Here is a 25,505-nt window from a genome sequence, read left to right as displayed (position 1 = left end):
CGTCAACCCTTCACGCCACCGGCGGTGAGGCCGGCCACGATGCGTCGCTGGAAGATGAGGACCAGGATGACGAGCGGGATCGTGACGATCGTGCCCGCGGCCATGACCGCCGTGTACGGCTCCTGGTGCGGCTGCGACCCGGCGAACGAGGCGATCGCCACGGTCACCGGCTGCGTCGCGTCGCTCGAGAGCTGCGAGGAGATCAGGTACTCGTTCCAGCTGGAGATGAACGCCAGGATCGCCGTCGTGAACACCGCGGGGGCGGCGAGCGGCAGGATGATCCGCCGGAACGCCTGCACGCGGGTGCAGCCGTCGATGCGCGCTGCTTCCTCGAGGTCCCACGGCATCTCGCGGAAGAACGACGCGAGCGTGTAGACCGTCAGCGGCAGCACGAACGAGATGCTCGGCAGGATGAGCGCCTGGTAGGTCCCCATCCACCCGATGTCCGTGAAGAGCTGGAACAGCGGGGAGATGAGCGCGACCCCCGGGAACATCGACGCCGCCAGGATCGCGCCGGCGATGAGCGACTTGCCGCCGAACTCGAGGCGGGCGAGGGCGTACGCCGCCGTGGTGCCGACGAGCAGGGCGATGATCGTCACGACGCCGCCGATGAGCAGGCTGTTGGCGAGCGCCCGCCCGAGGTGGTTGCCGAGCGACGTGGAGAACGCCGTGGCGTAGTTGTCGAGCGTGACGTGCGTCGGCCACGGGGTGGCGTCGAACGTGAACCCGACGTCGCGGAAGCTCGTCACCACCATCCAGTAGAACGGCAGGAGGCACCACACGGCGATGACGATCGCCTGCACGGCCGTGCGGACGCGGGGGCCGGTGTCGCGGCGGACCCGGACTTCGGCGCGTGCGCTAGCACGTTCGCCGGGGACTGGCACTGACCGGGGTCGGTCTGCTGCGAGGGTCACTTGAGTTCACCCTTCTGCTGGGCGGCCTGCGGCTGCACGACGTTGGCGCCGAGGAACCGGACGAAGACGAACGCCACGATGAAGATCACCAGGAAGGTGATGGTCGACAGGGCCGACGCGGAGTTGAAGCCCTGCCGGATCTGTTCGACGACCAGGATCGACAGGGTCGTGGTGGCGTTGCCGGAACCACCGCCACCGCCGGTGAGGATCTGTGGCAGGTCGTACATGCGCAGCGCGTCGAGCACGCGGAACAGGATCGCGACCATCAGCGCGGGCTTGATGAGCGGCAGCGTGATGAGCACGAAGCGCTGGAACGTCGAGGCGCCGTCCATCTTGCCCGCCTCGTAGACCTCCTCCGGGATCAGCTGCAGCCCGGCCAGGATGAGCAGCGCCATGAACGGCGTGGTCTTCCAGGTGTCGGCGATGATGACCGCCCACCGGGACGCCCACTCGCCGCTCGTCCAGAGGATCTGCTGCCCGAGGACGTGGTTCAGGACGCCGTTCGCGTCGAAGATGAAGTACCAGAGCTTCGCGGTGACGGCCGTCGGGATCGCCCACGGCACCAGGATCGCGGCACGGACGAGCGCGCGGCCCTTGAAGTTGCGGTTCATGATGATCGCCATCCACACGCCGATGGCCGTCTCGAACGCCACGGTGACGACCGTGAAGAAGAACGTGTTGCCCATCGACACCCAGAACTGGGAGCCGAGGCTGCCGGGCGGGCACGTGACGTTGCCGCACTGCTGGCCGAGCCAGTGCGCGTAGTTCGTGATGCCGGCGAACCCGCCCTGCACGAACAGGCCGGTGGCCTTGTCGAGGCCCTGGTCGAGCTGGAACGACTGGATGATCGCGCTGATGACCGGGTAGCCGATGACGATCGCGAGGAGCAAGATCGTCGGGCCGATGAGGTACACGGCCCACCGGCCGTGCTCGGCGTTGAGTCCGCCCTTGCGCCGTTGGCGCTTCGGTTCCATGCCCGTCGGGTTGGGGATGGCTGCGGGGATCTCGGTTGCTGCTGACACGTGTCGGCCTCCTTGCCGGGGGTGTCGGAACGCAAGTAGGGGCGGACTGGAGGCACGTGCCGGGATGGCACCGTGCCTCCAGTCCGATGCGGCGTGAGCCGCGTGTCGCTAGCTGCTGGTCGCCGCCTTGAGGGCGTCCTGCATGTCCTTCATGGCTTCGTCGACCGACTTCGATCCCTTGAGCGCCGCGTAGGTGTTGTCCTGGATCGCCTTCGTCACCGCCGGGTAGAACGGCGTGACCGGCCGCGGCTCCGCCGACTCGATCGACTTGAGCAGGGTCGGCAGGTACGGCAGCTTCGCCGTCAGCTCGGAGTCGGTGTAGAGGTCACCGACGACCGGGGCGAGCGAACCCTGCGTTGCGAAGAACTTCTGCGTGTCGTTCGAGATGAGGAACTCGAGGAAGTCGTGCGCCGTCGCCTTGTGCTTCGAGTACACGCTGATCGCGGCGTTGTGGCCGCCGAGCGTCGAGGCGCCGGTGCCGTCTGCACCCGGGATGGGCGCGATGCCGAACGTGTCCTTGACCTTGCTCGACCCGTCGGTCTTCGCCAGGTTGTAGACGTACGGCCAGTTGCGCAGGAACAGCAGCTTGCCGGCTTCGAACGCCGTGCGGCCCTGCTCCTCCTGGTACGTGATCGCCTCGGCCGGGATGTTCCCGTCCTTGAACGCGTCGACCAGGTTCTGCAGGCCGGCCTTGGCGTCCGAGGTGTCGACGTCCGGGTCCCCGCTCTTGCTGAGCACCGAACCACCGGAGCCGTTGATCGCCTCGGAGGCGTTCACCGTCAGGCCCTCGTACTTCGCGAACTGCCCGGCGTAGCAGCCGATGCCCTTGTCCTTCGCGATCTGGCAGTCGGCCATCATCTCCTTCCACGTGGTCGGAGGCGTCTTGACGAGGTCCTTGCGGTAGTAGAGCAGTGCGCCGTCCGAGGTCTGCGGGGCGGCGTAGAGGGTGTCGTTGTAGGTCGCGGTCTTCACCGTGGCCGGCAGCAGCTTCGAGGTGTCGATCTTCATGTCACCGGTCAGCGGCGTCAGCCAGCTCTTCGCGGCGAACTCGGCGGTCCAGACGACGTCCACGTCGACGACGTCGTAGTTCGCGTCCTTGGCCTGGAAGTGCTGTACGAGGTCGTCGTGCTGCTGGTCGGCCTGGTCGGACTGCTCCTTGAAGGTGACCTTCTCGTCGGGGTGGGCCTTGTTCCACTTCGCGATCAGCGGGCGGACGACGTTCGAGTTGTCCTTGCCCTGCACGTACGTGATGGGCCCGCGGCTGTCCTGGCCGCTCTTGGCGTCGTCCGAGCCGGCGCCGGAGCTCCCGCTCGAGCAGCCGGTGAGCACGAGGCCGATGACGGCGACCCCGGCAACGGATGCGAACCGCACCCTGGAGCGTGTTGTCTTCACAGCGTTGTCTCCTCATTGAGATCACCAGGGGGCATCGATCGGGTTCGACGACACTGCCCTGGAGCAGGCGCCGCTGCCTGCTGGTGGAGGAAGCTACGCCCGCCGCAGGGGTTCCGCAACCGGTTGCATCGGTTCCGTGACCTGAGCGTGACCTTGGAAGTCCCGGAGACTTCCTGGGTGAGCGCTCACCCTCGTTCGAGGGACCCCTGCGCGCCACTGCGGAACTCCGCATGAACCCCGCCACTGGGGTCCCGCGCCGTTGTCCGCACCCACGGCCCCACGTAGCGTCCACGACATGGCCACCCTCCACCCCGCCGACACCGTGCCCGCACCGCGCCGTGTCATCGGCGTCGACCTCGACGCCCCGCTCCCCCGTCTCGTCGCCGACGAGACCGGCGAGTCCGCCATGGTGATCGGCTACCGCGGCGGCCACCCCACCGGCACCCTCGACGTGCTGCTCACAGACGACCCCGCCGACGCGGCCCGCGCCCTCGAGGCGCTGCAGGAGACCGTTCTGGCCGACGTCCCCGCGGTGTCCGACGACGACCTGCCGACCATCTCGGTCGTCGTGTCCACGATCGTCGACCGCGTCGAGGACCTCGGCAAGCTGCTCGACGTCCTCGAGCACCTCGACTACCCGCGGCACGAGGTCATCCTCGTCGACAACCGCGTCCGCGTCCCCGCAGGCGACGCGCTGCCCGCGATGCTCGCCGGGCGGAACGTCCGCCTCGTCGAGGAACGCCGCCCCGGTCTGTCCGCCGGACGGAACGCCGGTGTCGCCGCCGCAACCGGCGACGTCATCGCCTTCACCGACGACGACGTCCGCGTCGACCCGCAGTGGCTCCGCGCCATCGGGTCCCGGTTCGTCAGCGAGCCCGGCCTGGACGCCGTCACCGGCGTCATCCTGCCGAGCGAGCTCACCACTCCCGCCCAGATCTGGTACGAGGCGTACTACGGCGGGTTCAGCGCCGAGCGCACCTTCTCGCCCGTGACGATCGTCCCGGACGACGTGCAGGGCACCATGCGGCACGCCCGCGTCTCGGCGGTCACCCCGTCCGGCGAGGTCCTCAAGCACTTCGCCGTCTACGGCATCGGCGCGTACGGCGCCGGCGCGAACATGGCCTACCGTCGCACCCTGATCGAGGCCGTCGGAGGCTTCGACCACACCCTCGGCGCCGGCTCCCCCGCCCGTGGTGGCGAGGACCTGGCGATGTTCATCGAGACGCTGTGGCGCGGTGGGAAGATCGGCTTCGAGCCCCGCGCGGTCGTGCACCACCGGCACCGCCAGACCATCGAGGACCTGCACAAGCAGCTGCACGGCAACGGCGTCGGCTTCACCGCGCTGATGTTCGCGCTCGCCGCGAAGGACAAGCGGCACGTCGCCGTCCTCGCACGCCTGATGCCGCTCGCTGCGAAGGTCAAGTCGAAGCAGATGCTCTCCCGCCTGGCCGGACGCCGGGACGCCGCGACCGAGGTCACCAACGACGCCTCGACCACGCGCATCCCGAAGACCCTGGCGTACCACGAGCTGCGCGGGTTCCCCGCCGGCCCGGCCGCCTGGTTCCGCAGCCGACGCCGCTGGCGCGACGTCGAGGCCGGCCGCTTCCGGCCGTAGTCGCGCAGCGTGACGGACGGGAGGCCCGTGGCAGTGTCGCCACGGGCCTCCCGTCCGTTCGTTGTCGGGTCCGACCGACGCGGTACGACACTCGCGATGTCGCACGACATCGAGGATGTCGCCCCCACGCGCCTGCAACCGTTGCGCACGCAACAAGCGACAAGACACGTGTCGTACGACGACCGTCTTGTCGCAAACCGGGTGCAGCGACCCCGCCCACCGGTGCCGGCGTGCCGGCGCCCGGCGCCTCAGCGCGCGGTCAGCCGCCCGGCCAGGTACCGCCACGGCCCACCCAGCGCGGCCGTCAGCTCGGCGCGCTTGAGCCCGCGCGTCGCCTCGGTGAACTCGGCGTCGACGGGCCAGCCGCCGCTCGCGTCGACGGGGCGCTCGTCGGCACCCTGCCCGAGCGCACCGAGCCTGCGGAGCGCGCCGGCCGCACGCCGCAGCACCGCGAACGCCGTCGAGGGCCGCAGCACGAGCTTCGTCACCCAGGCGCCGAGCCCGGTGCCGTAGCCGATCGCCTGCGAGCGCAACGCGGCACGGTCCTTGCGGTGCTCGTGCCAGACGACGGCCGAGGGCTCCACGGCGAGCGCCCCACCGGCGAGGAGGACGCGGGTGAACAGGTCGGGGTCCTCACCGGCTCGGGCGCGGGTGCCGGGGCCGAGGGCGACGTCGAAGCCGCCGAGCTGGCGGACGGCGTCGCGGCGCACGGACATGTTCGCGCCGGTGCCGAACGCGCCGACGGTGAAGGGGAACAGGGGCTCGTCGACGGGCGGGGCGGACGTGCGGTACACCCGGCGCTCGAGGTTCCGCGCCCAGGTCACCCGCTCGTCGAAGAAGCGCTGCGTGGGGGTGCGGAGCTCGCCGCTGGGGACGAGTCCGGTGACGCACCAGACGTCGGCGTCGCGCTCGTAGGCGGCGGCGATGGCGGCCATCCAATGGCGGTCGACGACGACGTCGTCGTCGATGAACGCGACGATGCCGCCGGTGGCGCGGGCGAGTCCGGCGTTGCGGGCGCGGGAGACGCCGGCACGTGCCTCGAGGACGTAGTGCACGCGCGGGTCGTCGACGGCGGCCACGACGTCGCGGGTGCCGCTGGTGACGGGGGCGTTGTCGACGACGAACAGCTCGAAGTCGTCGTACGCGGAGTCGAGGACGGAGCGCACGGCGCGGGCGAGCGCCACGGGGCGCTCGCGGGTGCCGATGACGACGGAGACGCGCGCGCCGTCCGCGGGGGCGTCGACCGGGAGGCCCGGGGCCGGCAACCGGCGCAGGGCCGGTCCCAGCTCGGCCGGGTCCACCGCCCCGCGGTCGTCGACGCGCACGTCGACGAACCCCGCGACGTCGCGGCCGTCGCGCACCATGAGGCGGGCGCGGCGGAAGCCGTCGGCGCCGGCGAGGTGCACGGTGTCGGCGGCGAGCGCTGCGGACCGGTCGACGGCGCCGACCCAGGCAGCTCCGACCCAGGTGGGGGCGTCGGGCGAGGGCATCGCGGGGTCGAGCGTGAGGGCTCGTTCCGCGGTGGTGGTGTGGTCGGTCATGTTCGTCCCGTCGGGCCGGTCTGGTCGGGTGGACGTGGCAATGCTCCGCGCGCGTCGACAGGGGGTCAACCGCGATGCTCGGAGGATGCGGGGAGGCTGCGGTTTGCCGCCACTAGACTCGCGGGAGACGCCGGTCGACCCGCCGGTGCGACCCCGGTCCCCGCCGGACACGAGGAGGACGCATGCCGCTGGCCCGAACGATGGACCGGCTCGGCCTGACCAGGCGTCCACGCCCGACGTTGCACCTGGTTCCGGACCCCGAAGCGTCCGACCTCGTCGTGGTGCACCTCGATGCCGACGACGCCGCGTGCAGCACGTGCGGGCACGCCCAGGCGGCACACGAGCACTACCGTCCGGGCACGGACTGCGCGCTCTGCGACTGCCCGAAGTTCCGCCGCGCCCGCTGACGAGATCCCCCTGACGCGATCCCCCTCGCGACCCCCCTCGATCGGGGGGCGCCTGCGGGAAACCGCCGTTCCCCCGCAGGTGGTCCCGACCTCCCTTGTCGGTGCTGCCGGGCCCGCTTAGCGTCGCGGACATGGCCATCACTCCCACGCCACTCGCGTGCATCGTCCTCGCCCACGAGGACCCGACGCACGTCCGTCGGCTCGTGGCGGCGCTCGACCCGTTCCCGGTGTTCCTGCACTGCGACGCGAGCACCGACGACGACGTCTTCGAGGCGATGACCGCCGGCCTGCCCGAACGGGTGCACGTGCTGCCGCGGATGCGCACCGGGTGGGCGAAGTGGGAGAACGTCGCGGCCGAGGTCGCCGGCTACCGTGCTGCCCTGGCGCAGACGGACGCCACGCACGTGGCGCTGCTGACCGGCAGCGACTACCCGCTGGCCGACGCCGACGAGATCTCGGCGCTCCTGACCGCGAACCCCGGGCGGTCGTTCGTCGAGGCGAAGCCGCTCCCGCACCCCGCGTGGGGTCGCGACGGCGGTCGGTCGCGCGTGCGGTTCCGGCACTGGGCGTGGCGAAAGCACATGCTGCGCCTGCCGGTCCCCCGTCGGGTCCCGCGGGACGTCGTATTCGGCGGCGGCTCGCAGCTCAAGGTCCTGGCCCGCCACCACGCGCAGGGGGTCGTCGACGTGTTCGACGGGCGCCCCGACCTGGTGGCGTTCTGGGAGCGGGTGTGGATCGGCGACGAGACCTTCGTGCCGTCGGTCCTGCTGACCCCGGCGTTCACCCCGGACTTCGCGGACGCCCACGCGGTGCAGCCGCTCTGGTGGATCGGGTGGGACGGCACGAAGCAGAAGAGCCCGCCGTGGCTCGGGATCGAGGACGCCGGCCGGGTGCTGGAGCGTCGTACCGCGGCTGACCAGTCGACCCCGTACGTGTTCGCCCGGAAGTTCTCGACGTCCCGGAGCACCGACCTGCTCGACGTGGTCGACGCGACCTTCGGGCTCCGCACGTCAGCCGACGACCAGCCGGTGGTGGTGGCACAGTGACCGTCCCCCAGACCCGACGCGAGGCGCGTGCGGCCGAGGCGGCTGCGCTGGCGGCACAGCCCGACGACGACGAGCTCGAGGCGTCCGTGCAGCCCGCGGCCCCCGGCGCGCTGTCCACCGACACGGACTCGATCGCCGTCGCACGCGGCTCGTCCGTCCTGTTCGGCCGGGGCCTGCTCTACGTGGTCGTCTGGTCGATGCAGCTCGTCGTGAGCTCGTTGATCTCCCCCGTGCTCGCGCACCTGATGCCACCGGCCGAGTTCGGCGTGCTGGCCTCGGCGATCGCGCTGTACCAGGCCCTGGTGGTCGTGGCCGTCTGCGGCATCGACCAGGCGTCGGTGCTGCAGCGCGCCGAGGACGGCGACGACCGGCGTGCCCGGGGCCTGATGTTCGTCGGCATGGTCACCGCGGTCACCGTCACCGTGTTCGCCCTGGTGTCGATCCCGCTCTGGGGCGACGCCGCGGGCTTCGTCGACCAGCACCCCCTGCTGCTGGTCGCCGTGCTCTGGACCGGGCCCGCCGCGATCGTGCAGCTGTCCCTCGCGCTGCTCGTCGCCCAGGACCGCATCCGCGTGTTCGCCGTGACGAGCCTGCTGTCGTCCGTCGGCGGGTCGATCATCGGTCTCGGGCTCCTCGCCGCCGTGCACGCTGACGCGACCACGTACGCGTGGGGTGGGGTCGTGGCGCAGGGTGCCGCGATGGTCATCGGCATCATCGCCACGAAGCCGCGCGTCCGCGGTCTGTTCGACCACCGCACCACGGTCCGGGCGTTCAAGCTCGGTGTCCCGATCGCGCTCGGCAGCCTGTCGTACTTCGTCCTGAACGCCGGTGACCGGCTCGTCGTGCAGCGTCTGCTCGGTGCCGACGAGGTCGCCCGCTACCAGATCGCCTACGTCGTCGGCTCCGCGGTCATCCTGCTGTTGACCTTCACGAACCAGGCCTGGGCGCCGCACTTCGCCGCCCTCCGCGACGCCGTGGCCCGCCGCCGGCTCGCCATGCACGCCCGGGACGAGCTCTACATGCTCCTCGCCCCCGTGCTCGTCGCCGTCACCCTCGTGTCGCCGGTGGCGCTGCCGATCCTGGCCCCGGCGTCGTACCGGGTCGAGTCCCTCACCGTCGTCGTCTTCGTGGTCGCCCTGACCGCGTTCCCGGTGGTCGCGAGCGGTGCGACCGGCCGGCTCCTGCTGGTCGAGCGCCGCGGCGTGACGGTCGGCGTCATCGGCGCCGTCGCCGGTGTCGTGAACATCGCGGCGAACCTGGTGCTGGTGCCCCTGACGGGCATCGTCGGCGCGGGCATCGCCACGGTCATCGCCTACGCCATCCTCGCCGCGCTGCAGCAGGCCTCCCTGCCGGACCGCCGTGAGTGGCGCGGCCCTCGACGCCGGGTGCTGCTCGCCATCGCGATCGCGATCGTCGTCGCTGCGGCCTCGCTCCTCCCGCCGCAGGACCTGGCGTGGAACATCGTGCGCATCGTCGGCGTCGCCGCGTGCCTGCCCTGGTTCTTCCGCCGCCTGAAACTCGCTCGCGGAGGATCCGCATGACCCGTTCCACCCCCCGTCCGCTGCGTGTCGTCGTCGCCACCAACGGACTCGCCATCACCGGCGGTGTCGAACGCTGCGTCGTCGAGGACGTCGGCGAGCTCGTCGCAGCCGGCCACGACGTCGAGGTGTGGCACCGCGCCGGTCCGGACGGCGACCCGGACGAGGGCCGCGCGGTGTTCGACCGGCTCGGTGTCCGACTGCGCCACGCCCGCGACTACCGCTTCGGCATCCGGACCGCCCCGACGGACGTGTTCCGCTTCGTCCGTGAGGGCCTGCGCCTCCGCCGGTCACGCCCGGACGTGCTGTGGCTGAACCGTCCGGAGTTCCTGCCGTGGGGCCGCGTCGTGTCCTTCGTGTCCGGCGTCCCCCTGGCCGTGCACCTGCACCACGCCCCGAACTACCGTCGGCTCGGCCCGTTCGCCGGCGGCCGGACCCGGTACCTCGCGGTCTCGGCGGCGATGGCCCGTGCGTGGACCGCCGTCGGTGCCCCGCCGGACCGCGTCGACGTGGTCCCGAACGGCGTCGACACCGCGGCGTTCCCCGCCGCCACGCCGGCGAGCACACGCCGAGCACGCGCTGCGCTCGGCCTCGACCAGGACCGCCCCGTGGTGCTCTACTACGGACGGCTCACGCGGTCGAAGGGCGTCCTGGCCCTCCTGGAGGCGTGGGGTCGCGTCCACGCGTCGGCCCGCGTCCTCGTCGGGCCCGGCACACCGCCCGCCCCGGCTCCGGTGCTCGTCCTGGCGGGTGCGCTGTACCCACAGGACGCCCCCGCCGTGCACCGCGCGATCGCCGCGTTGCCCGAGGGATCCGTGGTCGTGGTGCCCGAGCGCGACGACGTCGTCCCCCTGCTGCACGCCGCCGACGTCGTGGTGGCACCCTCCATCGAGCCCGAGGGGTTCGGCCGCGTGGTCGTCGAGGCGATGTCCACCGGACGCCCCGTCGTCGCGGCGGCGTCGGGCGGCACCGCCGAGATCCTCAGCGGCGAGTGGACGCGCTTCACCGTCGACCCCACCGAGACCGCCGCGCTGGCCGACAAGGTCCTCGAGGCGCTGCACGCGGCCGGGACCGAACCGGGACTCGCGGACCGGTGCCGCGCCTGGGTGCGGGACCGGTACGGCCGGGAGCGGCACGTCGCGGCGCTGCTCCGGGCGCTCGAGGCGCACGCAAAGCGCTGACGGACGACGACCGAGCGGTGCCGACGACGACGTCGGCACCGCTCAGTCGTTCGGGTCCGTCGTCGCGGTGTCGTCCGGCAGCGACGCGCTCGGCGCGGCACCGTCCGCCGGCACGTCGATCGTCATCCAGTCGATGAGGAGCGACCCGGCGGCGTCCGCCGGTGGGTTCCCGTCGTTCGACCCGGCCTGCACCACGAGGTGCATCCGAGCGGTCGGGATGTTCTCCGTGGTCGTGCCGACGACCTCGTCGTCGACCAGGAACGACATCCGGTCGGCGGTCCACTCGATCGTGTAGGTGTGCCAGTCCTTCAGCGACGCCTCAGTCTGCTGGTGGATGCACTTCTCGGCGGGGTCGGCCAGGCAGTGCACGTTCAGCCAGGCGGGCGCACCGAGCGCCCCCTCGGGGAAGTCGATCTCACCGTCCGACCACAGGTTCTCGTCGCTCCACAGCAGCACGGCGACGCCGTAGCCGTCGACCTCGTCGCTGCGCATCCGGATGCTGTACCGGCCGGCGGTCTGCCCGCCCCACTCGCCGTCGACGAGCGGCACGACACCGCCCGCCAGCGGCACCCCGGCGCGCGTGGTGCGCAGACGCACGTCGAGCACGCCGTCGTGCGCCGACAGGGTGGACGCCTGGTAGCGTCCCGTCCCCGCGGTGTCGGCGAACCCGTGGTACGCGACGAACCGGTCCGAGTACCGGGACTCGAAGGTCCGGTTCGTGGCGGCGTCGGCGAAGTCCTCGCCGAACACCCGGGTCCACCCCTCGGGCTCGGAGCTCGGCATCGAGACGCCGCTCGGGTCGTCGAGGGTCACGTCGTCACCGTTCGCCGTGGTGGTCGCGGTCGTGGTGCCGGCGACGATGCCGGCAGCCACGAGCAGGGCGCCGGCCGCGAGCGCGGTCCGGCGGGTGCCGGGGCGCCGCGGCGGTCGGTGCCGGGACAGGCCGCGACCGTGTGCCGGTGGGGCGCCGTGGGCGGATGCCGCGTCGTCGGCGACGTGTTCCGACCACGTGGGGCGGGCCTCCTGGCCGTCACCCTGCTCGTTGGTCACCCGGTCGTCCACGCGCGGATCTCGGAGAGTCCGACGTTGCCCGTGCTGTTCGAGACGCCCGTCACCGTGAACCGCACCCAGGTGACGTCACGCGGGGTGAAGTCGACCGTCAGGGCGTCGCCGCCGTTCGGCAGGGTGCCGACCGCGACCTGGCTGCCGTCCGAGAACGTCAGGGTGCCGCTGGTGACCTGGTCCGAGCTGTTCGGGCGGTCGTTCAGGACGATCCGACCGAGGTGCTGCGAGGTGGCCCAGTCCAGCTGGATCCACACCCCGGTCCGGCCCCACGGGGCGACCCACTCGGCCGTCGGGTTGTCGGGGTAGCCCGACACGACGCCGTCGACGGCCTTCGCGACGGTCTGCCCGGTGGACTGGTCGTCCCACGCGGCGGTCGGGGTGGCCGACCCGGTGACGTCCGACAGCGTCGGCGTCGGGTTCGGCGTCGGCGTCGGGGTGGGCGTGGGGGTCGGCGTCGGCGTGGGCGTCGGCGTGGTGTCCGCCGGCCGGAACGCCCGGATCTCGGCGAGGCCGACGTTCCGGGTCGTGCTGCTCACGGAACCGACCGTGAACCGCACCCAGGTGACCTGGCGGGCGCTGAACGCGACACGCTGCACGGCTCCCCCGTTGTCGAGCGACGGGACGGCGACGCTGGTGCCGTCGGAGAACGTCAGCGTGCCGCCGGTCACCTGGTCGTCGCTGTTCGGCCGGTCGGCCAGGTCGATCTCGTGCAGGGTGGCTCCCGCGGACCAGTTCAGCTGGATCCACGTGCCCGCCCGGCCACCGGGCGCCGCCCACTCGGCCGTCGGAGCGTCCGGGTAGCCGCTCACGACGCCGTCGACGGCCTTCACGGCGGTCTGACCGTCGGCCGGGTTCTCGGCGCTCGCGGTGACGGTCGCGCCGGCGGTGACGTCGGTGCCCTGCGAGGTCGGCGGGTCCGTCGGGGGCTGGGCCGACGAGCCGACGGCGTACTGCCGGCTCAGCCAGGAGCCCTCCGGGCGCGACGCGCAGGCGGAGGTGGAACCACAGGTCTCACCGTCGTACGCGGCGTAGGCGAAGAAGGCGGCGGCCTTCGCGGCCGTCTGCGCGGAGCTCAGGTTCGACGGGCGGTCCGCGATCGGGTACCCGAGGTAGCCCGTGAACGTGTGCGTCGCCGTGTAGGCGGACTGCGCCTGGTCGGCGAGGTACGCGACGGTGTGGTGGTCGCTGTGGTCGCCGTCGCCGTACGTGCCGCCGTGGTCGAGCGTGTGGACCTCGGTCGGCGCGTACCCGGTGACGAGCCCGGAGAACGTCGCGCGCAGGTCGGTCAGCGAGAAGGACGTCGGTTGGGCTGCCCCGGCGACGGTGTGGATCGTGCTGATCTGGCCCTCGTAGAGCTTCTCCAGGCTCTCGCTGCCCGTGGCCGCGAAGCCGGAGCCGTCGATGTTGCCGTCCGGCAGCTCGAGGAACACCAGGCTGAGCCGCGGGGCCGTCGCCAGGGTCGCCGTGCGGAGCGTGTGGCCGGCGACCGAGAGCTGCCCGGCGGTCCAGTTCGACGAGACGCCGGCGATCGACGCGTACGACGCCATCAACCCGTTCTCGCGGGACTGCCAGTACCAGGCGGGCTTGCCGGCGTCACCGGCGGTGACGATGACCGAGCGGACGCACTTGCCGGCGTCGATGTCGGCGCGGAGCTCGGTTCCGGAGAACAGCAGGTCGTCGTCGGCGTGCGCCACCATCGTGAGGACCCGGCCGGCGCTGCAGTCGGCGTTCGCGGCGGCCGTGCCACCCGTCGGTGTGCTGCTGGGCGTCGGCGTCGGTGTGGGCGTCGGCGTACTGGTCGGCGTGCTCGGCGGCGGTGTCTTCCGACCTCGTGCGTCGGCGGACATCGCACCGCCGGGTCCGGCGATGACGGCGACGACGACCGCCAGGACCCCCAGGACCGCCGCGGCGGACGCGGCGCGCGTGCGCCACGTCCGCCGGGAGGCCCGGGCCGTGCGTTCCTCAGTTCGTCGCATGCGCCAGCCCAGCCGGGGTCAGTTCGTAGACGGCGGTGGTGCCGGAGCCGAAGACGCGCTTCCAGTAGGGCGAGTCGGCCATCGCGGCCGCGAGCTCCTGGTAGTCGGCGTCGGTCTGGTACCCGTACCGCTCGTCGTAGGCGCCGAAGGGCTCGGCGACCAGTGCGTAGTACTTCGTCGCCGGCCAGTCCAGGACGAGCTGGCGGGTCATCGTGGACACGTCGGCCTCGGCGTCGTAGCCCTCCGGCTCCGGGTACGCCCCGAGGACCTCGCGGGACAGCGCCCCGACGTCGAAGTAGCGTGCGCCGGTGTTGCTCGGGACGGCGTTCGCCGAACCGGTCAGCAGCATCATGGAGCCCTTCGGCGCGGTCGCGTCGTAGAACTGCGTCGCCGCCGACTGGCTGCGCGTCGGGACGCGGTTCCAGTCGAGGGCGGTCTGACCGAACGCGCCGATGCCGACCATCGCGGCGACCGCGGCCGCAGCGACGACGACCTTGACCGCCGTGGGCTGCACCGCACGGGTGACGAGTCGACCGACGGGAGCCAGCCGGCCGCTGGGCATCGGGAGCCCCGCCGCCAGGATCGCGATCCACGGTGTCGCGAACAGCACGACGCGGAAGATGCCCTCCTGGCCGTAGTTCGTCGCGACGAGCAGCGAGATCGGGCTCGCCGCCGTGGCCAGCAGTCCCCAGTGCACGCGGTCGCGGCGCATCAGCACGGTGATCACGGCGACGAGGCCGAGTACCACGAGGGCGGCCGCGGGGATATCGAACGCGAGCCGTGTGACGAGCGGCTTCGGCAGGACCGTCATGTCGTGCGACGGCGGCTGCACGTTGTCGAGCACCTTGCCGACGGCCCCCAGGGACAGGAACTTGCCGAGGATGTCGTCGTTCAGCAGGGCGAAGCCGACGGCGGGGACGAGCACCACGACGGGCAGCCACCAGGGGCGGAGCAGTCGGAACACGATGAGTGTCACGAGGGCGGCGACCGTCAGGTACGGCGAGATCTGGTGGGTGACGACCAGCACGATGCCGATCAGCGTGATGGCGATGATCCGTGACAGGCCGACGCGGCGGGCCCGCAGGATCGTCGAGCGGACGCCGTCGGCGGCGGTCACCGCGGTGCGTCGCAGCGGGCCGACGGCCAGCACGAGGATCACCAGGGACATCAGGATGCCCACCGACTGCGGCGAGAAGTACGTCGTGTTGAGCGAGCCGGTCATCGCGGTCAGGAACGCGGCGATCCAGGGGCGACGGTTGCCCGGCAGCCAGTTGGCGGCCAGGACCCCGACGGCGATCGTCGTGCTGAAGGCCAGCAGGACGGGGACCCACGCGGCGATGGTCATCGCGTTGTCGATCCCGCCGACGTCCGCGACCCAGGCGCCGCCGGCGAACAGGCCGGACCAGGTCTGGAAGATGTCGGCGGCCGGGTTCGTCGAACCCCAGCGGCGGATGTACTCGAGCACGCCGATGTGGCGAGCGGCCGCCATCACGGTGGGCATGCCGTAGGTGATGGCCTGTGCGAGCTGGATCGACCCGCCGAGCACGACGACCGGGATCGCGAGTCCGCGACCGCGCACCAGGGCGACGACGGCAGCAGCGACGACGAGCGCCAGTCCGATGACCAGGGCCGGGCCGAGCGACCCGAACAGCCCGTCCGGCACCGGGTCGCCGATGTGCGTGAGCGCGGCGACGACGATGACGAGCAGGCCGACGACCGAGCCGGCGGTGACGGTGTGGGTGGTGGTCCAACGACGGGCGGTGGCCCCCTCGGCGGCCGGCTCGAGGCGGGCGCGCTGCAGTTCGGCGACGTCACGCGGCACGGCGATCGCGAGGGCGACGGCGGTGAGCACGACGACCCCGACGAACGGCACCGTGGGGTTCCAGAGCTGGAACGTCGCCATCGTGTAGCCGATGCCGATCGTGCCGACGAGCGACGCCGTGACCGCGAAGACGCTGAAGCGTGCCAGCGGCATCGGGCGGACGAGCAGCAGGGGTGCGACGCCGAGCAGCGCGAACAGGTACACGCCGATCGCGCTCCCCCGCAGCACCGGGAGTCCGGCGATCGCGGCGACCCCGGCGACGAGGAGCGTCAGGACGACGATCGCCGCTGCGGTGAGTCGTGCGAGCGGGCTCATCGCGTCCACCGCGAGCGGGCGGGCGGGACCGGCCGTGGCCAGACCGTGCCGGAGCTCGTGGCGACCACGGGCGTTCCGGTCGATCGTGCCACCGCCACGCAGGCGTTCGACGAGCGCCAGGAACGGCGCCGTCAGGACCGAGCGCTGCTCGACTCCGCGCAGCCGCCGCTGGGTGGCGGCGAACTCGGCGTCGACCGCGTCGGGCACGCGGTCCGCGTCACCGGGCTGGTCGCCGGCGATGTCCGTCGCACGGTCGCCCTGCTCGAGGCCGAGTCGTGCGAAGGCGCTGAGCGCCTCGGGCGCTGCGTCCACCGATGCGGTGAGCGACTCGCGGTCGATGGCGTTCTTGGTCATCCAGGCTCCGAGTCCGTGGCCGTGCGCGGCTGCAGCGGCGCGGAGCGACGCGACGTCGTCCGCCGATCGCTGCCACGCGATGGCGGCCGGTTCGACGGCGATCGCGGATCCGGCGAACAGCAGTCGTGTGAAGAGGTCGAGGTCGTCGCCGGCACCGATGCGGGTGCCCGGTCCGAAGGCGGTGTCGAAGCCGCCGATCCGGAGCGCGGTCGCGCGGTGCACGGCGAGGTTGTCACCGGTGCCGTAGGCAGCGGCGGCGAAGGGGTGGTGCGGGGGCGCGTCGTCGGTGTCGTCGAGGCGGAACACCCGACGGCGGACGGTGCGGCCGGCTGCGGTGCGGTCGTCGTGCCAGCGCTGCGCGGGGGTGCGCAGTTCGGCGCTCGGGACGAGCCCGGTGACGCAGGCGACGTCGGGGTCCGCGGCGAAGGCGGTGGCCAACGCGGCGACCCAGTCACCGTCCACGACGGCGCCCTCGGCGACGAACGCGACGACCTCGCCGCTCGCGGCGAGGAGTCCGGCGTTGCGGGCGGCGGCGAGGCCACCGGTCGGCGCGGCGATCGTGGTGACGCGCCGACCGCCGATCTCGACCGTCGCGGTGCCGCTGTCGTCGGCGCCGTGCGAGACGACGACGACGTCGAAGTCGGGGTACTCGTTGGCGAGCACCGACCGCATGGTGGTGCCAGCGGCCCCGTCCGTGCAGAGCACCACGGTGACGGACGGCAGCACCAGACCTGCTGCCGGCCGACGCTCGGGCACCGGCATCGGCCGGATCGCGCGCTGGAGGGTGCGGACGTCGATGGTCCCACCGATGCGGCGACGCTCGGTGATGTCCGCCTCGACGAAGCCGAGCGGCTCGCCGTGGTCGCGGACGAGCAGTCGAGCGCGCCGGTAGCCCGCGGCGCCCTCGAGTGCGACCACGTCACGGTGGCTGGACGCGTGCACGTCGGCGCGGTCGACCTCGCCGACCCACAGGGCGCCGTCCCACGTCGGGGACAGCGGCCCGGTCACGATCGGCGAGATGACCATCGCCAGGGTCGCGCGGGTCACCGCGTCCCCACCGGCTGGGGGACGGGGGCGGCCGCCGGGGTGCGGACGACGACGCCACCGAGGACACGCCCGACGGCGTAGCCCGTGACGGTCGACGCGACGGAGAGCACGATCGCGAAGGCACGCAGGGCACCGCCACGACCGATGTGGCGCAGTTCGCGCAACACCGCTCCGGGGATGACCTTCGTCAGGTACGTCGACTCGCTGGCGAGCGAGTCACCCGTGCCGACGCGACGGCTCAGGACGGCCTTCGAGATGCCCTCGTAGTAGCTGCGACGGCGCAGGTAGCGCATCGTCACGCGGTCCGGGGAGACCCGGTGCGAGACGTTCGAGCGCGGTTCGTGGCGGATGCGCGCACCCGGACGGGCCTGGGCGATGCGGATGCAGAGTTCGGTCTCCTCGCAGCCGAGCGGCTGGTTGCCGACGCGGCCGATGCCGGAGCGGAACCCGCCGGCGAGCATGATCGCGTCACGGCGGAACGCCATGCTCGAGCCGATGACGTTGCGCACGTCGCCGGGGGTCTCGGGCAGGCCGCGGTAGGAGCAGCCGACGATCCAGAGGAGTTCGTCGGCGTACGGGCCGGCACCGGTGGCGGTGGGCCAGGACGGTGTGGCCCGGCCGCCGACGCCGACGACGTCCGGGTCCTCGAGGGCGGTGAGCATGTGGCCGAGCCAGTCCGGGTCGGCCGTCGCGTCGTCGTCCAGGAACGCGACGACGTCGGCGTCGGTGAGGGCGACGCCCGTGTTGCGGGCACCGGACAGGCCGCGGTCCTCGGTGTTCGGGACGACGCGGAGCTCGGGCCAGCGCGCCGTGGCGCGGGCGAGGAGCTCGGGTTCGTGGTCGATCACGACGACGACCTCGGGGGCCTCGGGCTGGCGCTTGGCGGACTCGACGCTGTCCTGCAGGTCGCCCCAGCGCTGCTGGGTGTAGGCGCAGATGACGACCGCGACGGTCGTCACGCGACTTCCTCCTCGAGGCTGGCGACGGCCGCGACGGGGGCGCCGTGCGGGGCGTGCGCGCCGAGCGGGGCGTGCCCGGCCGCGTGGACCGGAGCGTGCGGAGCGGAAGCGTGCGGTGCGGCGGCGTGCGGTACGGCGGCCAGCTGCTCGGCCGGCGGCACGACGCTCATCGCGGCACGACGGACCTCGGAGCGGCCGATCGCTGCGCGACGACGCTCGTGCATGATCGACTTCAGCACCCGGATGCCGTCGGTCACGGCGTTCAGGTTGCTCGAGCCGTGCACGCGGAGCTTCTCGTGGCTGGGGACCTCGGTGATCGCGAGCTCGGCGGCCGACCAGCGGCAGGTGAGCACGGTCTCGATCTCGAACCCGTCGCCCCAGAGCATCGAGCCGTCGGACGGCTTCGGCAGCTCGGAGGACAGCAGGCCGATCTCCGGCAGGACGTCGGCCCAGAAGGCGTTGTAGCCGTAGCAGAGGTCGCTGTAGCGGGTGCCGAGGATAATGTTGCAGAGCATGTTCAGGCCACGGTTGCCCAGGTTGCGGACGATCGTGATGTCGTCACTGCCGCCGCCGAGCGAGTAGCGGGTGCCCTTCGCGACGTCGGCGCCCTCGACGAGCGCCTGCACGAAGCGCGGGATCTCGTCCGGGTCGGCGGAGCAGTCGGCGTCGAACATGACGACGACGTCGCCGGTGACGGCCTCGAACCCGCAGGCGAGGGCGTTGCCCTTGCCCTTGCGGGTCTGGTGCACGACGCGGATGTCGGGCATCACGCGCTGCGCGGTGGCGATGGTGTCGTCGACGGAGTTGCCGTCGACCAGGATCACCTCGTACACCGGCGGGAGCTTCGGCAGGATGATCTCGAGGTTTCGGGCCTCGTTCCGCGCCGGGATGACGACGGAGACCCTCGGGTCTGCAGGGCGAACGGTACGTGCGGGCATGGGCGCGGTCCTGTCGGGTCAGGGTTGCTGTCGGGTTGTGGCTCGTGTGACGAGCGGCGCGTCCTCGGATGACGCATCGACGACGGTGACCGTCGTCGGTCGAGCAGCGGGACGCGGGTACGACGCCGCCGGCTTCGCAGGTGAGTGGGTACTCTCCCCCGCGTGTCCAACCATCGTCGCGGGCTGGCAGGCGGTCAATGCGCGGTGCGGTCCATTGCGGACACTCGGCCGCGGATACGGAAACCCGCAACACCGCGTGCCGGCCACGTGCCGTGGACGCACCGACAGGCGGACGGGAGGCGCGGTGCCAGCTGGCCCCGCGCCTCCCGTCCGTCACCGGGCTCAGTTCCGGGCCGCGCCCTCCGTCGCGAACGCCGCACGCAGCGCCGTCGCGAGGTCGGCCACGTGCGGTTCCCGCAGCAGCGAGCTGTGCTCGGCCGCGATCCGCACGGTCTCGGTCCGCCCGCGCAGCAGCGCGGACCAGCCGGTCGCGTCCGGGTTCGCATCGGCGAGCACGTACGTCGCCCGTCCGTGGAACGGCGTCGGGTGGTGCCGCCGGGTGACGAGCTCGGCCTGGTCGAAGAAGGCGTCGAAGTCCTTCTGCCCGCCGTGCCGCAGCACACCAGCGCTGTAGGCCCGCGCGCGCTTCGCGACGTGCTCGCCCCACGACATGCCGGACGGCATGACCCGCCGGACGGCCCCGGCGAGGCGCTGGCCGACGACACGGACGGCGGGGTTGCGGTGTTCGCGGGGCTCGAGCCGTCCGAAGTGCTTCCGGACCCCCTCGGCCCCGGTCCGCGGCAGGTAGGTGTCCAGCAGCGCGACGTGCTCGACCTGCTCGCCGCTCTCGGTGAGCAGCCGGGCGATCTCGAGCGCGATCAGCCCGCCGAGCGAGTGGCCGACCAGCAGGTACGGTCCGCGCGGCTGCGCGATGCGCATCAGGGCGACGTACCGGCGGGCGCTGGCCTGGATGCTCCAGTCCGGCATGCCCCGACGCTCGAGGCCGTGCTGCTGGAACGCGTACACGTCGTGCTCGGGCAGGTAGCGGGACAACGGCAGGAACGTCAGGGCGAGCGCTCCACCGCCGGCGAAGCAGAACACCGGCGGACGGCCGGACTCGCGCGCGCCGGACACCTTGACGACGTCGGGGTGGCTCGGCAGCGCCGTCGTGCCGCTCCGCACCCGTCGGGCGAACGCCCGGAGCGTGGGGTGCTGCAGGACGTCTGACGAGCGCAGGTCGATGCCGAGACGGCTCTGCACGAGCGCGAGCATCTCCTCCGCCGACAACGAGTCGCCGCCGAGGGCCGAGAAGTCCTCGTCGAGGTGGACGCCGCGCAGGCCCAGCACCTCGGCCCAGATCTGCCCGACCACGAGCTCCCACTGGTCGTACTCGCCCTCGACCATCTCGGTCTCGATGCTCGGCGCCCCCGGCAGCTCGGCCCGGTCGACCTTGCCGCGCTCGTTCCGCGGCAGCTCGGTCATCGGCACGATCGACGCCGGCACCATGTACTCCGGCAGGCGGTCCCGCAGGGCCAGGCGCAGGGCTGCGGGCGCGGGCGTGCGCTGGCCCGGACGGCCGACGACGTACGCGACGAGGCGGGTGACGGCGGGCGGGTCGACCTGCGCGGTGACGACGGCGTCGTGCACCTCGGGGATCGCGCGGAGCGCCGCCTCGACCTCGCTCGGTTCCACGAGGTACCCGCGGACCTTGACGGCGTCGTCGGAGCGTCCGAGCAGCACGAGCCGGCCGTCCGGCTCGATCCGGGCCAGGTCGCCCTGGCGCCAGGTCGGCGTGCCGTCGTCGGTGCGTCCGGCGCGCTCGGCGGTCTTCTCCGGGGCACCCCAGTACCCGGCGGTCAGGCCCTGGGAGACGATGACGAGTTCGCCGGTCTCCCCCGGGTCGGCGGGACTGCCGTCCTCGCGCAGCACGAGCACCTGCTTGCCGGGCAGCGGCCACCCAGCGGGCACGACGCCCTCGGGCACCGGGGCACCGGGCTCCACGGGGCAGTAGGCCACGCAGCCGGTCTCGCTCGACCCGAAGGCGTTCAGCAGCAGGGTCGTCGGGTCGAGGTGCGGTCGGGCGGCGGCGATGTCGGCGCCGGTCACGGCCTCGCCGGTGGTCATCAGGAAGCGGAGGCCGCCGAGCGCGGGGCCCGCCCCGGACGCCTGCGCCCCGGGTGCCGTCTGCGAGCCGACGATCGAGCGCAGCAGGTGCGGGGTGCAGACGAGGACGTTCACGCCGTCGGCGGAGAACCGTGCGAGCAGGCGTTCGACCCCGAGCTCGCGGGGTTCGAGGAGCACGACGCTGCCGCCGCTCAGCAGGGTGTCGAACGAGAACAGCAGACCGGCGGCGAACGACAGCGGCAGGACCACGCCGAGGCGGTCACCGGGTCCGGTGCCGAGGGCGACGGCGTCCTGCTCGGCGTTCGCGAGCTGCTGCCGGTGCGTCAGGACGACGCCCTTCGGCATGCCCGTCGAGCCGGAGGTGAACACGATCGCGAACGCGTCGTGGCCGCCCGGGCGGGTGCTGGGCGCGTCGGCCGCTGTGTCCGTCTGCGTTTCGCTGCCCGCTGTCTCGCCGCGTCGTTCGATCAGCTCGTCGAGTGCGTGCACCCGGCCGTCCCGGTCGGCGACGACGGTCGCCGCCAGGTCGGCGCGCGCGGTGTCCGCCACGATCTCGTCGACCCCGGCGAGCTGCGCGACGTGCCCGAGACGGACGGCTGGCAGGTGCTCGTCGAGCACCACCACGGTGCGCCCCGCGCGGACGAGCGCCAGGATCGCGACGACGGCCTCAGTGGTCTGGCCGGCCATGATGCCGACCGGCTTCGATGCCCCACCGGCCACGGCGCCGACGCCGGCACCACTGTGGTCGTCGGGTCGGAGCTCGGCCCCGAGCACCGACGCGAGGTCGCGCGCCGCCCGGTCCGCCTCACTGAACGTGTAGGGACGGCCGTCCCCGGCAAGAGCAGCGGCGTCGCCGTGGAGCGCGACCACACGGTCCCAGCGGTCCAGCACGGAGTGGTCGTCGGCCAGCGGGATCGCGGCGCGGTGGGTCCAGTGCTCGGTCGTCGTCAGCGGGTCGGCGGAGGTCACGATGACACCTCGGATGCTCGTCGGCGGGCCGCCGCGGGTCCCGCGCCGGTCCTGCGACGGTACGTCCGACGCGGTACGGCCCACGAGCCGTGTCACGCGGGGTGCGGGGTCACGCAACCCGACCGGGAGGCCCGGTGCACCTCCGCCAGCGTGCTCGGCCCCCGTACGGGGACGGTCCAGAGCCGGGGGCGGCCCGGGTGGGCGCGGAGCATCGTGCGGTTCCGCGCAACCTCGGAATGCGCAGTCCGGAGCCTGTGGATCGCCGATGGAGGCGATGGCGGCGCACGAGTCCGGAGACGAGAACAGCCCCCGGGGATCCCGGGGGCTGCTCTTCGAGTGCTGGGGTACCTGGACTCGAACCAAGAACGACGGTACCAGAAACCGCTGTGTTGCCAATTACACCATACCCCAAAAGGCCTGCTGGCCTTCTGTCCCCGTTGTCCGGGGCACGATCAACTACTGTACAGCATCCCGGAGGTCCACGAGACCACCCACGAGGTCTCGGTGCACTGCCGCGGCCGTGGTGGCACCGTGCCCGGCGGCGACGATGAGCTGCTCCGGCCCGGGAGGGGTCACGTCCCCCACGGCGTACAGCCCGGGAACCGTGGTCCGGCCGACCCGGTCGACGACGAGGAGTCCGTGGGCATCGCGCTCCGGGGCCGTCGGCGCACCGGGCGTGTCGGTGCGCAGCCAGTCGAGGTCGGCGTGCCACGTCGGCCGGACGAACCCGCCGGTCCGCGGCTCCACGTGGCCGTCGATCAACCGGACCCCGGTCATGCCGGTCCGGTCGCCCTCGAGGTCCTCGATCACTCGATCGTCGACCACGACACCGGCACGTGCCAGCCGGGCTCGCCCCGCGTCGTCGAGCGGGGCGACACCGTTCGTGTACACGATGAGGTCGTCGGCCCACGCCGCGATGAGCAGTGCCCGGTCCACGACGTCGTCGGTCTCGCAGATGAACGCGAGGGGCTCCCCCGCCTTCTCGTACGCATCGCACTCGACGCAGCTGTGCACCGCGGTGCCGTAGAACGCACGGAGCATCGGCAGTGCCGGGAACTCCTCGCGCAGTCCCGTGGCGACGACGACGGTCCGCGCCCGCGCGTCCACCTCGGCACCGCGCCAGGTCCCGTGCAGCCGCCAGCCGTCGGCGTCGGGGGCCACCAGGTCGACCACGGCCTGCACGATCGTCGCCTCGGGGTACCTCTCGACCTCAGCGCGACCGAGCTTCCGGAGCTCGAGCGGGGAGATCCCGTCACGCGTCAGGAAGCCGTGCGACCGCAGGGTCGCGGCGTTGCGTGGCCGGTTCGCGTCGACGAGGAGCACCGTGCGCTTCGCCCGCACCAGGTTGAGCGCAGCGCTCAGGCCGGCCGGCCCGGCGCCGATGACCGCGACGTCGTGGACGACCGGGGTACTCGGCGCGTCCGTGGGTCCTGCAGCGCTTCCCGCGGTGCTCATCGTTCGCCGTTCAGCGGGCCGCGAGGGCGCGGAGCCGCGTCAGGGTGGACTCCTTGCCGAGGATCTCGATCGACTCGAAGAGCGGCGGGCTGATCCGGCGTCCGGACACCCCCACGCGCAGCGGACCGAAGGCGACCCGGGGCTTCAGCCCGAGGTCGTCGATGAGCGCCGTGCGGAGGGCACCCTCGATCGCCTCGGTGCGCCAGTCGTCGAGCTGCTCGAGCGCCGCGATGCCGGCCGTGAGCACGGCGCCGGTGTCGCCCTTGAGCGATGCCAGTGCGTCGTCCTCGACCACCAGGTCGGCGTCGGCGGTGAACAGGAACCCGAGCATCGCCGGGGCCTCACCGAGCAGCTGCATGCGCTCCTGGACGAGCGGCGCCGCCTTCGTCAGGACTTCGGTCTGCTCCGCGGTCGGCGGGTCGGCCACGAGGTCGGTCAGGTACGGCAGGAGCCGGGAGCGGAAGTCCGACGGCTCGAGCAACCGGATGTGGTCGCCGTTGATCGCCTCGGCCTTCTTGTGGTCGAAGCGCGCCGGGTTCGGGTTGACGTCGGTGACGTCGAACGCCGCCACCATCTCGTCGATCGAGAAGACGTCGCGGTCGGCACCGATCGACCACCCCAGCAGGGCCAGGTAGTTGACGAGCCCCTCGGGGATCATGCCGGCGTCGCGGTGGTGGAACAGGTTCGCCTCGGGGTCGCGCTTCGAGAGCTTCTTGTTGCCCTCGCCCATGACGTACGGCAGGTGACCGAACACCGGGATCGCCGGTGCGAGCCCGATCTCGTACAGCGCCTCGTACAGGGCGATCTGCCGCGGGGTCGACGACAGCAGGTCCTCGCCACGCAGGACGTGCGTGATGCCCATCAGGGCGTCGTCCACCGGGTTCGTGAACGTGTACAGCGGCTTGCCGTTCGGCCGGACGACCACGAAGTCCGGGAACGTCCCCTGCTTGAAGGTGATCTCGCCACGGACGAGGTCGTCGAAGCTCAGGTCACGGTCCGGGACCCGGAGTCGCAGCGCCGGCTCACGGCCCTGGTCGCGGAACGCCTGACGCTCGTCGTCGGACAGGTCCCGCTCGTGGTTGTCGTAGCCCTGCTTCGGATCGCGCCCGGCGGCCTTGTTGCGGGCCTCCATCTCGTCGGGCGTGACGAAGGACTCGTAGATGTGCCCGGACGCCTTGAGCTTCGCGATGACGTCGTCGTAGATCGCGGTCCGCTCCGACTGCCGGTACGGTCCGTGCTCACCGCCGGCGTCGACGCCCTCGTCCCAGTCCAGCCGGAGCCAGCGCAGGCCGTCGAGGATCTGTGCGTAGGACTCTTCGCTGTCCCGCGCGGCGTCGGTGTCCTCGATGCGGAACACGAGCTTGCCGCCGGTGTGGCGTGCGTACGCCCAGTTGAAGAGCGCCGTGCGGATGAGCCCCACGTGCGGGGTCCCCGTCGGGCTCGGGCAGAAACGGACGCGGATCTCGGACCCGGAAGCAGTGGTGAATGGCGCAGTCATGACCCGCCAATGCTACCGTCACGCCCTGCTCGAGCGACCCGTGAACGCAGAAAACCCCTGACCAGTGCTGGTCAGGGGTTCCCTGGTGTTGCAACGTTAAGTCCGGCGGCGTCCTACTCTCCCACAAGGTCCCCCTTGCAGTACCATCGGCGCTGAGAGGCTTAGCTTCCGGGTTCGGAATGTGACCGGGCGTTTCCCTCTCGCTATGACCACCGGAACACTATCGACCATCAATCTGGTCTCAAACATGTTCCGGCTGCTGCCCACGAATGGGCAGAGCGGTGTATTCAGTTTGATTCCCGATCGTCTGTCGGGAACCACAAAGTG

At 72.2% G+C, this 25,505-nt stretch carries 17 protein-coding genes, 1 tRNA gene and 1 rRNA gene; 5 read left to right on the top strand and 14 right to left on the bottom strand.

Annotation, left to right across the window (positions count from 1 at the left end):
• Positions 1-2 precede the first annotated feature (2 nt).
• The 3 genes from EDF23_RS00105 to EDF23_RS00095 all read right to left on the bottom strand — a co-directional run bounded on the left by EDF23_RS00105 (position 3) and on the right by EDF23_RS00095 (position 3,328).
• Positions 3-914, bottom strand: a complete 912-nt coding sequence (locus tag EDF23_RS00105) for a carbohydrate ABC transporter permease (protein WP_194673456.1) — start codon at positions 912-914, stop codon at positions 3-5.
• Positions 911-1,888: a sugar ABC transporter permease gene (locus EDF23_RS00100; protein WP_131920619.1), complete on the bottom strand. Its 978-nt coding sequence runs from the start codon at positions 1,886-1,888 to the stop codon at positions 911-913. Before EDF23_RS00100 ends, EDF23_RS00105 begins: the two co-directional genes overlap by 4 nt.
• Before the next feature lie 156 nt (positions 1,889-2,044).
• Entirely contained in the window at positions 2,045-3,328 is a 1,284-nt protein-coding gene (locus EDF23_RS00095; RefSeq protein ID WP_123294821.1) for an ABC transporter substrate-binding protein, read from the bottom strand.
• A 295-nt stretch (positions 3,329-3,623) separates the two neighbouring features.
• Between EDF23_RS00095 and EDF23_RS00090 the strand changes: the two genes are divergently transcribed.
• Positions 3,624-4,943: a glycosyltransferase gene (locus tag EDF23_RS00090; RefSeq protein WP_131846380.1), complete on the top strand. Its 1,320-nt coding sequence runs from the start codon at positions 3,624-3,626 to the stop codon at positions 4,941-4,943.
• 248 nt (positions 4,944-5,191) lie between these two features.
• Here EDF23_RS00090 and EDF23_RS00085 read toward each other — a convergent pair whose 3' ends face one another.
• Complete coding sequence (locus tag EDF23_RS00085) at positions 5,192-6,484, bottom strand: glycosyltransferase family 2 protein (RefSeq protein WP_131919857.1); 1,293 nt, start codon at positions 6,482-6,484, stop codon at positions 5,192-5,194.
• 182 nt (positions 6,485-6,666) lie between these two features.
• On the opposite strand from EDF23_RS00085, the gene EDF23_RS00080 reads away from it, so the two are divergent.
• The 4 genes from EDF23_RS00080 (at position 6,667) to EDF23_RS00065 (ending at position 10,656) form a co-directional block, all read left to right on the top strand.
• Positions 6,667-6,891 carry a hypothetical protein gene (locus EDF23_RS00080; protein WP_123937660.1) on the top strand — a complete coding sequence of 75 codons (225 nt, stop codon included), beginning with the start codon at positions 6,667-6,669 and terminating at the stop codon, positions 6,889-6,891.
• 131 nt (positions 6,892-7,022) lie between these two features.
• A complete protein-coding gene (locus EDF23_RS00075; protein WP_111086034.1) occupies positions 7,023-7,937 on the top strand; it encodes a beta-1,6-N-acetylglucosaminyltransferase in 915 nt (304 codons plus the stop codon).
• Entirely contained in the window at positions 7,934-9,478 is a 1,545-nt protein-coding gene (locus tag EDF23_RS00070; protein ID WP_123294825.1) for an oligosaccharide flippase family protein, read from the top strand. The genes EDF23_RS00075 and EDF23_RS00070 overlap by 4 nt, the downstream gene beginning before the upstream one ends.
• On the top strand, positions 9,475-10,656 hold the full coding sequence (locus EDF23_RS00065) for a glycosyltransferase family 4 protein (RefSeq protein ID WP_131919855.1): 1,182 nt from the start codon (positions 9,475-9,477) through the stop codon (positions 10,654-10,656). Before EDF23_RS00070 ends, EDF23_RS00065 begins: the two co-directional genes overlap by 4 nt.
• Before the next feature lie 42 nt (positions 10,657-10,698).
• Here the strand turns inward: EDF23_RS00065 and EDF23_RS00060 are convergent, their stop codons facing one another.
• The 10 genes from EDF23_RS00060 to rrf form a co-directional block, all read right to left on the bottom strand.
• A complete protein-coding gene (locus EDF23_RS00060) occupies positions 10,699-11,706 on the bottom strand; it encodes a glycoside hydrolase family 16 protein (protein WP_131919853.1) in 1,008 nt (335 codons plus the stop codon).
• Complete coding sequence (locus EDF23_RS00055; protein ID WP_131919851.1) at positions 11,703-13,697, bottom strand: PIG-L family deacetylase; 1,995 nt, start codon at positions 13,695-13,697, stop codon at positions 11,703-11,705. The genes EDF23_RS00060 and EDF23_RS00055 overlap by 4 nt, the downstream gene beginning before the upstream one ends.
• The gene (locus EDF23_RS00050; protein WP_131919849.1) at positions 13,684-17,235 is read right to left on the bottom strand and encodes a glycosyltransferase; all 3,552 of its coding nucleotides are present in this window, start codon (positions 17,233-17,235) and stop codon (positions 13,684-13,686) included. The genes EDF23_RS00055 and EDF23_RS00050 overlap by 14 nt, the downstream gene beginning before the upstream one ends.
• The gene (locus EDF23_RS00045; protein ID WP_131919846.1) at positions 17,232-18,194 is read right to left on the bottom strand and encodes a glycosyltransferase family 2 protein; all 963 of its coding nucleotides are present in this window, start codon (positions 18,192-18,194) and stop codon (positions 17,232-17,234) included. Before EDF23_RS00045 ends, EDF23_RS00050 begins: the two co-directional genes overlap by 4 nt.
• Positions 18,191-19,132 carry a glycosyltransferase family 2 protein gene (locus EDF23_RS00040; protein ID WP_123937655.1) on the bottom strand — a complete coding sequence of 314 codons (942 nt, stop codon included), beginning with the start codon at positions 19,130-19,132 and terminating at the stop codon, positions 18,191-18,193. Before EDF23_RS00040 ends, EDF23_RS00045 begins: the two co-directional genes overlap by 4 nt.
• A 342-nt stretch (positions 19,133-19,474) precedes the next feature.
• The gene (locus EDF23_RS19050; RefSeq protein ID WP_165900962.1) at positions 19,475-22,225 is read right to left on the bottom strand and encodes an alpha/beta fold hydrolase; all 2,751 of its coding nucleotides are present in this window, start codon (positions 22,223-22,225) and stop codon (positions 19,475-19,477) included.
• A gap of 339 nt (positions 22,226-22,564) precedes the next feature.
• A tRNA-Gln gene (locus EDF23_RS00020) sits at positions 22,565-22,636 on the bottom strand.
• 45 nt (positions 22,637-22,681) lie between these two features.
• Positions 22,682-23,680: an NAD(P)/FAD-dependent oxidoreductase gene (locus tag EDF23_RS00015; protein WP_131919842.1), complete on the bottom strand. Its 999-nt coding sequence runs from the start codon at positions 23,678-23,680 to the stop codon at positions 22,682-22,684.
• A 10-nt stretch (positions 23,681-23,690) separates the two neighbouring features.
• Positions 23,691-25,178, bottom strand: a complete 1,488-nt coding sequence (gene gltX / locus EDF23_RS00010; protein ID WP_131919840.1) for a glutamate--tRNA ligase — start codon at positions 25,176-25,178, stop codon at positions 23,691-23,693.
• A gap of 100 nt (positions 25,179-25,278) precedes the next feature.
• Positions 25,279-25,395: ribosomal RNA gene (gene rrf / locus EDF23_RS00005) — 5S ribosomal RNA — on the bottom strand.
• Between the last annotated feature and the right edge of the window lie 110 nt (positions 25,396-25,505).

Source organism: Curtobacterium sp. PhB128 (assembly GCF_004340725.1).
Classification (GTDB): Bacteria; Actinomycetota; Actinomycetes; order Actinomycetales; family Microbacteriaceae; genus Curtobacterium.
This window is presented reverse-complemented; position numbering and strand designations above follow the sequence as displayed.

Excerpts from the sequence above, each read along its gene's own strand:
- EDF23_RS00100 (WP_131920619.1), bottom strand. The coding sequence starts at position 1,888 with ATGGAACCGAAGCGCCAACGGCGCAAGGGCGGACTCAACGCCGAGCAC.
- EDF23_RS00090 (WP_131846380.1), top strand. The coding sequence starts at position 3,624 with ATGGCCACCCTCCACCCCGCCGACACCGTGCCCGCACCGCGCCGTGTC.
- EDF23_RS00085 (WP_131919857.1), bottom strand. The coding sequence starts at position 6,484 with ATGACCGACCACACCACCACCGCGGAACGAGCCCTCACGCTCGACCCC.
- EDF23_RS00080 (WP_123937660.1), top strand. The coding sequence starts at position 6,667 with ATGCCGCTGGCCCGAACGATGGACCGGCTCGGCCTGACCAGGCGTCCA.
- EDF23_RS00075 (WP_111086034.1), top strand. The coding sequence starts at position 7,023 with ATGGCCATCACTCCCACGCCACTCGCGTGCATCGTCCTCGCCCACGAG.
- EDF23_RS00065 (WP_131919855.1), top strand. The coding sequence starts at position 9,475 with ATGACCCGTTCCACCCCCCGTCCGCTGCGTGTCGTCGTCGCCACCAAC.
- EDF23_RS00055 (WP_131919851.1), bottom strand. The coding sequence starts at position 13,697 with ATGCGACGAACTGAGGAACGCACGGCCCGGGCCTCCCGGCGGACGTGG.
- EDF23_RS00040 (WP_123937655.1), bottom strand. The coding sequence starts at position 19,132 with ATGCCCGCACGTACCGTTCGCCCTGCAGACCCGAGGGTCTCCGTCGTC.
- EDF23_RS00015 (WP_131919842.1), bottom strand. The coding sequence starts at position 23,680 with ATGAGCACCGCGGGAAGCGCTGCAGGACCCACGGACGCGCCGAGTACC.
- gltX (WP_131919840.1), bottom strand. The coding sequence starts at position 25,178 with ATGACTGCGCCATTCACCACTGCTTCCGGGTCCGAGATCCGCGTCCGT.